This is a genomic window from Phenylobacterium sp. (genome assembly GCF_025351295.1).
Lineage (GTDB): Bacteria > Pseudomonadota > Alphaproteobacteria > Caulobacterales > Caulobacteraceae > Phenylobacterium.
In genome coordinates this window covers 1-4,606 of the sequence record NZ_JANXWD010000129.1, presented here as the reverse complement: position 1 = coordinate 4,606, position 4,606 = coordinate 1, and the positions used below count along the sequence as shown (strand labels likewise).

Here is a 4,606-nt window from a genome sequence, read left to right as displayed (position 1 = left end):
CTCGGCCACCGGGCCGTCGAAATGGCTGGTCCAGCCTTCTCAGATTGAGAAGCTCGCCTACGACCTGGGGGGCGTTGCGCACGTGGTCGTGGAGCCGGATCGGGCGTTCTCGTTCCGCCTGCGAGACGATACGGCGGGGGCGAATGTCTATGGCGGGACGGTCGCGATCGCGCTTCCCGGTCGGGGCGTTGTCCGACGCGTGTACCTAGGTTTGCGCTTGGCCGACCCGCAGGAACTCCTGGCTCTCGTCCGCGACGCAGTGCTCGAAATCCGCGGACAAATGCCCGCCGAAGGGTGGGATTGGACCGAACTCCAGGAACAAGTGCTGCGGCTGCAGCGGCAGCGTGACCGCAACCGCCTGAGCACGAAGGAAACCGAGGATCTCTACGACCAGGAAATAGCTAACCTGAAGGACCGTATCGCCCAGCTTGAAGGGCAGTTGGCGTCCAATGCCGACGCCAAAGTGCAGGTGCCCGAGGTCGAATATGGAATTCTGCCGGCCTCGCTCCTCAATCGTGTGGGTCCGGAAATCTACACCGGTGAATTCACTGACAGGCTGCGTAGGGCCGCTGAAATTTGCTCGGCGAGCGACGATGCACTGGACCCTCGCTCAAAGGCCGTGCTCGCGGCGATATCGGCAGCGCTCCCGCTCTCGCCGGCTCTCTCCGAACTTCTGGAGGACCTTAAGCGGTCAACGAAGGACCCGAAAAGGATCGCAACCCAGCTGAAGGCGCTGCTCGTTCGCCACGGTTACCGCGAGAAATCGGACAACAAGCACATCAGGCTCGAGGCGAAGTCCGGATATGGAGGCCTCGACGCGATCACTTTGCCCAAGACCCCGAGCGACAGTCGCGGCCTGACGAACCTGAGGAAACAAATCGAGCGCACCTTAGGCATCACCAATCTGACCGACTGACCGTCGATGCTCAACGTGCAATTTGGGGCGCATTGCGTCTCCCGCAGAGTCTAGCGTCCGTAGGATCCAGATGGGGCGCGACTTAGCACAACCCAGGTCAGGCGCGGATGACGAGCGTCACGACGGCTGCTCGTGCCCCGAACCCGCGGCGGCTGACATCGCGCCATTTTTTAGCCTCCCGAGATTTCGTCGAGAACGGCGGGGTCTTCCAACTGGTGGACGAGCTTACTGGGATCAATCTGCGCGCGCTGTTCAGGCTCCATGCGAGCGAACGCTGCCTTGAAGACCCAGCTCGGAATGAGCTGCGTGCCGTTGATTTCGACGCAGATGCCAAGCTCCTTCAGGGCGCTGCCGATATAGGTGGTGAACACGATCGTCGGTGGCCCACGAGGCGGTGCCTCGTCGCCCCGTTCACTTGGGGCTGACGCCTTTCGCCGCGCCATGTCGCGCTGATGGATGATCTTGAGCATGTCGCGGCGAGCGGTCTTATCGCCGTTCAAGGCATCATTCAGCATCTGCGTCACCAGCGCCTCGGTGACCGGTACCTTGCGGCGTTTGCCATTGGTGGTGAGGGTGACCTTTTGATCGAGCCCCTTGTCGATTGACGAGACCGAGGCTGACCCCTTAGGGCGGCCATTGGAATTGCGCCGTTCGCCTGGCTTGATCTGACCGCTGACAGGCGGCTTCCCGTAGCCCACCTCGTAGTCACCGGGCGGCGTCTCGCGGGTCATGTCGCCGCCCAGCCGGCGGTCCAGCCTGTCCCGCCCCTGACCGGCTCGACCTCCAGAACCGCCTCCGTGCCCGTCATGGCGACCCAACGCTCGACAGCGAGGTCGACGTAGGCGGGATCGATGTCCAAGCCGCGGAAGCGCCGTCCTTCGCGCTCGGCGGCGATGAGGCTGGTGCCGGAGCCCAGGAAGGCGTCCAGCACGACGTCGCCGCGGTGGGTCACGTCCTTGATCGCATCGGAGACCATTGCCACCGGCTTCACGGTCGGATGCAGATCGAGGTCTTCCCGGCGGCTACCGCGCAGCGTGTTGACCGATGCATAGTCCCAGACGTTGGTCCGGTTACGACCGTGGCGGCCCAACTCTACGGCGTTAAAGTGCTGAGCCTGACCGACGCGGTAGACGAACACCAACTCATGTTTGGAGCGGTAGAGCGACCCCATCCCGGCGTTGGACTTGTTCCAGACGCACAGGTTGAGAAAGGCGCCGTAGGCGATGTCGCCCGCGGCCCGCACCTCGTCCATGTGCCGCCAGTCCATGCAAACGAAGTGGACCGCCCCGTCGCGTGAAACCGCAGCGCACGCCCCCAGCGTCTCGGCGAGGAACTCCGTGAAGGCCGATGACGTCATCTCACCCGACGCCATGGCGAACTCCCGATGATGGGAGCGCACGTTGGCATGTCCGTCGATCCGGACGTTGTACGGCGGGTCCAAGAAGGCAGCGTCAGCGACGACACCGGGTCCCATCACCTGCCGCAGAAATCCGGAATCCCGGCAATCGCCGCACCCGATGCGATGCTCGCCGAGAATCCAGATGTCTCCGAGCTTGGTCTTCGGCTCAGCGGGTACGGCTGGAACAATGTCCTCGTCAGGATCGGCGCCCATGGCGCCCGAGAGCAGGACGTCGATCTCACCGGAGGCAAAGCCCGTCACCGTGATGTCGAAGGACACTTCCAGTTCGGTTATCGCGGCGAGTTCGACCCGGAGCAGATCGGGATCCCAGCCTGCGTTGGATGCAATCTTGTTATCCGCTAGACGCAAAGCGCGCTTCTGAACCTCCGAGAGGCCGGTGAGCATGATGTAGGGCACGGTGTCCAAACCCAGCTGTTTGGCCGCCAGGAGCCGGCCGTGCCCCGCGATGACGCAGAGGTATTCGTCGGCGAGAACAGGGTTGGTGAATCCGAACGTGCTCATGCTCGCGGCGATCTGTGCGACCTGCTTTTTCGTGTGCGTGCGGGCGTTGCCCGGGTCGGGCTTGAGGTCGACCGGCGGGCAGTAGGTGATAACCAGGCGCAACGATGGCGCCACCAGATTGGCAGTCATGCCAAGGCTCCTTCCGATAGGGTTGAGATGTGCTCGCGCCGCCCCCTAGGGGCTACTCGACGAAAGGCCTGCCCGCCGCCGGCTCAAGGTGTGCGTTTGGCCGCCCCCTGGGGGTGGTGGACGAAGCGCCTAGCGCACCGCCGGCCGATCGTTGTTTGAGCCATCCCCCCGGGACTACTCGGTAGCGGGCCCTGCCCAGACTACCGGCTCAAACCAGTCAGCATCCTCCTGGAGGATACCTGGCTCCCGGATCCGACCCGAAAACCACTGTAGGAAAAAGGTCTTTCTGTTCGCCGATTCCGTCAAGACCCGCTGGACTGTCGCGGTGAAGGGAGCGTCAGTGGGTCGTCCTCGCCCGGCCAGTCCGGGCTCGCGCTGGTAGCGGCGGCGCTTCCGCTAGCCGCTGAGCGACGAGGACAACGACATGACGAAATCCGCATCCCAAACCCCCACGCCCAAGCGGCAACGCGCGGCGACCAAGGCGACCAAGGCGATCCAGGCCATTGCAGCGCCGACCCTGGCCGCCACGACCCCGAAGGGCAAGCTGGGCGACATCGTGCAAATGATGCGGCGGGAGGAAGGGGCCCGGCTCGATGAGATGATGACCCTGACCGGTTGGCAGGCGCACTCGGTGCGCGGCGCCATCGCAGGCGCGGTGAAGAAGAAGCTCGGGCTGGCTGTCAGCTCCGAAAAATCCGACGCTGGGCGAGTTTATCGCATCACGTCGCCGCAGTCGGCGGCCTGACTATGGGTCCGCAGACTGAGGCGGCGCAGGTCGCGACGGCGCAAGCTCGCTGCCTAGAAGAAATGGACCTGGAAGCTCTGAGGGCCGAATGGCGGCGGCGGATCGGGCCGCCGCCGCCCGTGCGGTCGGTTGATCTGATGCGCCGTATCCTTGCCTGGCGCATCCAGGCTGAGGTGTTCGGGGGCCTGGATGTCGAAACCCGGCGGGCGCTGCGATCGACCCGGATCGCAATCAAGGCTGCCCTGCAGCCCGGGACCCGGATCACCCGCGAATGGCAGGGCAGGGCTCATGTAGTCGAGGTACAGGCCGATGGCTTTTGGTATGAAGACCAGCGCCATAACAGCCTCTCGGCCATCGCGCGGCAGATCACGGGGGCGCGCTGGAACGGGCCGCGGTTCTTTGGCCTCCGATTGGAAGACGCCGCGTGAGCCGCGCGGTGAGCCCGCCGGTGGCGCGACGTTTGCGATGCGCCATCTACACCCGCAAGAGCTCTGAAGAGGGTCTGGATCAGACCTTCAACAGCCTGGATGCCCAGCGCGAGGCTTGCGAGGCCTATGTGCTGTCGCAGGCTGGTGAGGGCTGGTCGGCCAGCAAGCGCGCCTACGATGACGGCGGCTTCTCGGGAGGGTCTATGGACCGTCCCGGCCTCAAGGCCTTGCTGGAAGACATCGACCGAAAGCTGGTGGATGTGGTGGTGGTCTACAAGGTCGATCGTCTGACCCGATCCTTGGCGGACTTCGCCAAGATCGTGGAGGTGTTCGACGCGCGCGGCGTTTCTTTTGTATCCGTGACCCAGGCGTTCAACACCACCAGTTCCATGGGGCGTCTGACGCTGAACGTGCTGCTGTCGTTCGCTCAGTTCGAGCGCGAGGTCACCGGCGAGCGCATCCGCGAC

The 4,606-nt window shown here is 64.3% G+C and carries 6 protein-coding genes; 4 read left to right on the top strand and 2 right to left on the bottom strand.

The window, feature by feature from the left end; genetic code table 11:
• Nucleotides 1-916 (top strand): hypothetical protein (locus Q0R13_RS17985; RefSeq protein WP_293906511.1); only part of this gene is annotated, 916 nt, incomplete at its 5' end.
• A 170-nt stretch (nt 917-1,086) separates the two neighbouring features.
• Here Q0R13_RS17985 and Q0R13_RS17980 read toward each other — a convergent pair.
• Nucleotides 1,087-1,647, bottom strand: coding sequence for a DUF5681 domain-containing protein (locus tag Q0R13_RS17980; RefSeq protein ID WP_293906508.1), 561 nt, complete (start codon nt 1,645-1,647; stop codon nt 1,087-1,089).
• Nucleotides 1,644-2,966 carry a DNA methyltransferase gene (locus Q0R13_RS17975; protein WP_293906506.1) on the bottom strand — a complete coding sequence of 441 codons (1,323 nt, stop codon included), beginning with the start codon at nt 2,964-2,966 and terminating at the stop codon, nt 1,644-1,646. The genes Q0R13_RS17980 and Q0R13_RS17975 overlap by 4 nt, the downstream gene beginning before the upstream one ends.
• A gap of 424 nt (nt 2,967-3,390) precedes the next feature.
• Here Q0R13_RS17975 and Q0R13_RS17970 point away from each other — a divergent pair, with 424 nt between their 5' ends.
• The 3 genes from Q0R13_RS17970 to Q0R13_RS17960 form a co-directional block, all read left to right on the top strand.
• Complete coding sequence (locus tag Q0R13_RS17970; protein WP_293906504.1) at nt 3,391-3,711, top strand: DUF3489 domain-containing protein; 321 nt, start codon at nt 3,391-3,393, stop codon at nt 3,709-3,711.
• A 2-nt stretch (nt 3,712-3,713) separates the two neighbouring features.
• The gene (locus tag Q0R13_RS17965) at nt 3,714-4,139 is read left to right on the top strand and encodes a DUF2924 domain-containing protein (protein ID WP_293906502.1); all 426 of its coding nucleotides are present in this window, start codon (nt 3,714-3,716) and stop codon (nt 4,137-4,139) included.
• Nucleotides 4,136-4,606, top strand: a 471-nt coding sequence (locus tag Q0R13_RS17960) for a recombinase family protein (RefSeq protein WP_293906500.1), incomplete at its 3' end; no start/stop codon positions are given. The genes Q0R13_RS17965 and Q0R13_RS17960, both read left to right, overlap by 4 nt.